The following is a 3,434-nucleotide window of genomic DNA, read 5'->3' as shown; positions in this document are numbered from 1 at the left end:
CGCGACGGCATGAACCTGGTCGCCAAGGAGTTCCTGGCAGCGCAGAACCCCGACGACCCCGGCGTGCTGGTGCTCTCGCGCTTCGCCGGTGCGGCGGAGCAGCTGCGCGAGGCGCTGCTGGTCAATCCCTACGATACCGAGGGCACGGCCGCGGCCATCCTGCTGGCGCTGCAGATGCCGCTGGAGGAGCGGCGCGCGCGCCACGAGGCGCTGATGGAAACGATCCGCCGCTACGACGTGCACTGGTGGTGCGAGAGCTTCCTGGCCGCGCTGCAGCGCACGCAGGCGGAGGAAAAGGGCACGTCCTGGCTGCGGCTTTGAGCGTTGGCCCTCACCCCGGCCCTCTCCCGCAAGCGGGAGAGGGAGGAGTTCAGAACACCGCCGCCAGCAATCCCGCCGTCCCGATCGCCAGCGCCGCGATCGCATCGCCCGCGATCAGGCCGCCGCCGAACAGCGAAGTGCCGCTCATGTCCTCGGGCAGGTCCCGCTGCTTCGGCGCGCGCAGGCCGATCAGGCTGGCCACCACGCCGCCCGCGCCCAGCCACATCGAGGTCGGCAGGTTCACGAAGCCGCCGAAGGACAGCGCGTACGGCGACGGCAGCAGCACCGCATCGACGACGAAGCGCTGCGGCCGGATCCACTTGCGCAGCACCTCGATCGCGAAGCCGATCGCGATCCCCACCACGATCGCCGTGCGCTGGTACGGCTTGTCGTCGGTGAGGCTGCGCAGCACGCCGACGAACTTGTAGGTCATCGCGGAGGTCCACTCCACCGGCTGCTGGCCGGCCTTCATCACCGTCTGGTCCTGCACCAGCACGGGATAGGCGGCCATGAACAGGCGCGCGAACACCACCGCGAGCACCGCGCCCACCAGCACGCCGAGCACCTGGTAGCGGAACTGCAGCACGCGGGGCGTGCCGAGGCGCCAGCCGGTGGAGCGGTCCTGCTGCATGTCGCAGGCGACGCTGGTGGACACCAGCAGGATGGCGCCGGCCATCAGTCCGACGCCGGGATCCGCCAGCCCCAGCAGCGCCATCAGCACCACCGCGACCACGAAGGCGGAGGAGATCGGATTGGAGTCGCTCACGCCGACCGAGATGCCGTTGACCAGTGCGAACAGGAACACCAGCGCGATCCCGAGCGCGAGGAAGAACAGGGGCTGGCGCAGCAGCAGGTGGCCGGTGGCGAGCGTCAGCCCGGCCCACGCCAGCACCCATAGCCACAGCCTGCCGCGGTGCACCCGCCGCCATTCCTGGTCCTCCTCCGGGGCGCGGGCGCCGCGGGCGGTCTCGAAGGCGCGGCGGAAGATGATCGCCAGGTCCACCAGGGCCGCGCCCAGGATCGTGCCGAGAGCGATCAGGAAGGTGATCTTGCGGAACGGGTCGCCCGCCTCCAGCCAGCCGATGGAGACGAAGAAGGGCTGCAGGGCCCAGCTGATCACGCCGCCCAGGAACGCCGGCACGCCGATGCGCGCGCCCACCACCATGCCGGCGCCGAAGGTGGAGGCCGAGAATTCGATCGTGCCGAGGAAGGCCAGCCGGCTGCCCGCCAGGCCGGCCGCGAGCCCCGCGATGCCGCCGCTTCCGAGCTGCCGGACGGAATGGCGCAGCAGCCGCGTATCCGTCAGGGCGCGCAGGATGTTGGCCACCGCCAGGCCGGAGGGGAAGGCCAGGCGCAGGCGGTCGACCAGCACCGGCGTGTAGAGCATGCCGACGCCCACGCCGAACATACCGACGCAGACGAAGTAGGCCACCAGCTGCCAGGCGGGCGGCTGCGGCAGCCCCATCCAGACCATGGCCTGCACCAGCACCGCCATGCCGCTCATGCTGGCGACGGAGGCGGCGGCGGTCTGGATGTAGTTGGCGCCGTGCTTGCCGTCGGCGCCGTAGCCGGCGGTGACGGCGGAGCCGAGCAGGCCGGCCAGGACCTGGCCGCCGACGAAGAAGCCGAGCGAGAAGTTCATGTAGGCCGCCGTCACGCCGGCCAGCGGCCCGAGCACCAGCATGCCGGTGGCGGCGAGCAGGACGTGGTAGCGCCAGGAGCCCTGGGCGGGCAGCCAGGCCCAGCGCTTGCCGGTGACCGGGCCGGAGCTCGCGTCCATGGCCGCGACCCTATTGCGGGCCGACCACCTTCTGCTCGATCGCCCCGAACACGCTTTGCCCGTCCTTGCCCTTCATCTCGATGCGGATCGTGCCGCCGAAGCGCATGAATTGCGTCGTCGGCTGGCCGTCCTGGATCGTCTCGATCGCGCGCTTTTCCGCGATGCAGCTGTAGCCCTTGGGCCATTCGGTGTGGCCGCTGGCGCCCTGCACCCCGCGGTTGCTCACCGTGCCCGAGCCGACGATGCTGCCGGCGCGCACGTTGCGGGTCTTGCAGATGTGGGCGATCAGCTGGCCGAAATGGAAGGTCATGTCCGGTCCGGCCTCGCACAGGCCGACCTTGCGGCCGTTCCAGGCGCTTTGCAGCACCAGGTGGACGCGGCCGCCCTCCCAGGCGTCGCCCAGTTCGTCGGGCGTGACTGCCACCGGGCTGAAGGCCGTGGCCGGCTTGCTCTGGAAGAAGCCGAAGCCCTTGGCCAGTTCGGCCGGGATCAGGTTGCGCAGGCTCCAGTCGTTGGCCAGCATCAGCAGGCGCACGCCTTCCAGCGCCTGCTCCGGCGAGGCGCCCATGGGCACGTCGCCGGTGACCACCGCGAGCTCGGCCTCGAAGTCGATGCCCCAGTCCTCGCTGGCGAACTTCGCGTCCTCGCAGGGGCCCAGGAAGTCGTCGCTGCCGCCCTGGTACATGAGCGGGTCCTCGTAGAAGCTCTTGGGCACCTCCGCGTTGCGCGCGGCGCGCACCAGCTCCACGTGGTTGATGTAGGCCGAGCCGTCGGCCCACTGGTAGGCCCGCGGCAGCGGCGCCATGCACTGGGCCGGATCGAAGGGGAAGGCATGGCGTGCCTTGCCGCCTTCGAGCGTCTGGGCCAGGTCCTGCAATTGGGGGGCGAGGAAGTTCCAGTCGTCCAGCACCTGCTGCAAGCGGCTCGCGATGCCGGTCGCATAATGCGCCGACTGCAGGTCGCGCGAAACCACCACCAGTTGCCCGTCGCGCGAGCCGTCCCTGTACGTCGCCAGCTTCATTCCTTGGTCCTTGTGGGCGCCGGCGCCGCAAGCCCGGGCGCCCATTGCGCGAAGAGAAATGGATCGGCCTCATCGTAACGCCCGGCGAAGGCTGGTGCCGCTCGCGGTGCTCGTGCTGGCGGTGCACCTGGCGGTGCTGCAAGCCGTGCCGCGCAGGCCCGTGCCGGCGCGGGCGGCGCCGGTGTCGATGCCGTTCGCGACCCGCAGCGTGGCCGCGCCGGCGGCCGTGATCGCCGTGGCGGCGACGCTGCCGGCGCCGGCCGCCGTGGCACCCGTCGCCGTGCCGCCGACCGCTGTGCGACCGCCCGCACG

At 71.3% G+C, this 3,434-nt stretch carries 3 protein-coding genes and 1 pseudogene; 2 read left to right on the top strand and 2 right to left on the bottom strand.

Translation table 11 applies throughout. The features are described from left to right. Nucleotides 1-321: trehalose-6-phosphate synthase (locus tag VFM98_RS06335; protein ID WP_325109059.1), on the top strand; the 321-nt coding region annotated here is incomplete at its 5' end. Nucleotides 322-370: 49 nt separating this feature from the next. Here the strand turns inward: VFM98_RS06335 and VFM98_RS06330 are convergent. Then, entirely contained in the window at nucleotides 371-2,101 is a 1,731-nt protein-coding gene (locus VFM98_RS06330) for an OPT/YSL family transporter (protein WP_325109058.1), read from the bottom strand. Between the two features lie 10 nt (nucleotides 2,102-2,111). Continuing rightward, nucleotides 2,112-3,122: a fumarylacetoacetate hydrolase family protein gene (locus tag VFM98_RS06325; protein ID WP_325109057.1), complete on the bottom strand. Its 1,011-nt coding sequence runs from the start codon at nucleotides 3,120-3,122 to the stop codon at nucleotides 2,112-2,114. A 94-nt stretch (nucleotides 3,123-3,216) separates the two neighbouring features. Here VFM98_RS06325 and VFM98_RS06320 point away from each other — a divergent pair. Next, nucleotides 3,217-3,434: pseudogene (locus VFM98_RS06320) on the top strand (hypothetical protein); the annotation flags it as partial.

This window comes from Ramlibacter sp. (assembly GCF_035706265.1).
Taxonomy (GTDB): Bacteria; Pseudomonadota; Gammaproteobacteria; order Burkholderiales; family Burkholderiaceae_C; genus Ramlibacter.
This window is presented reverse-complemented; position numbering and strand designations above follow the sequence as displayed.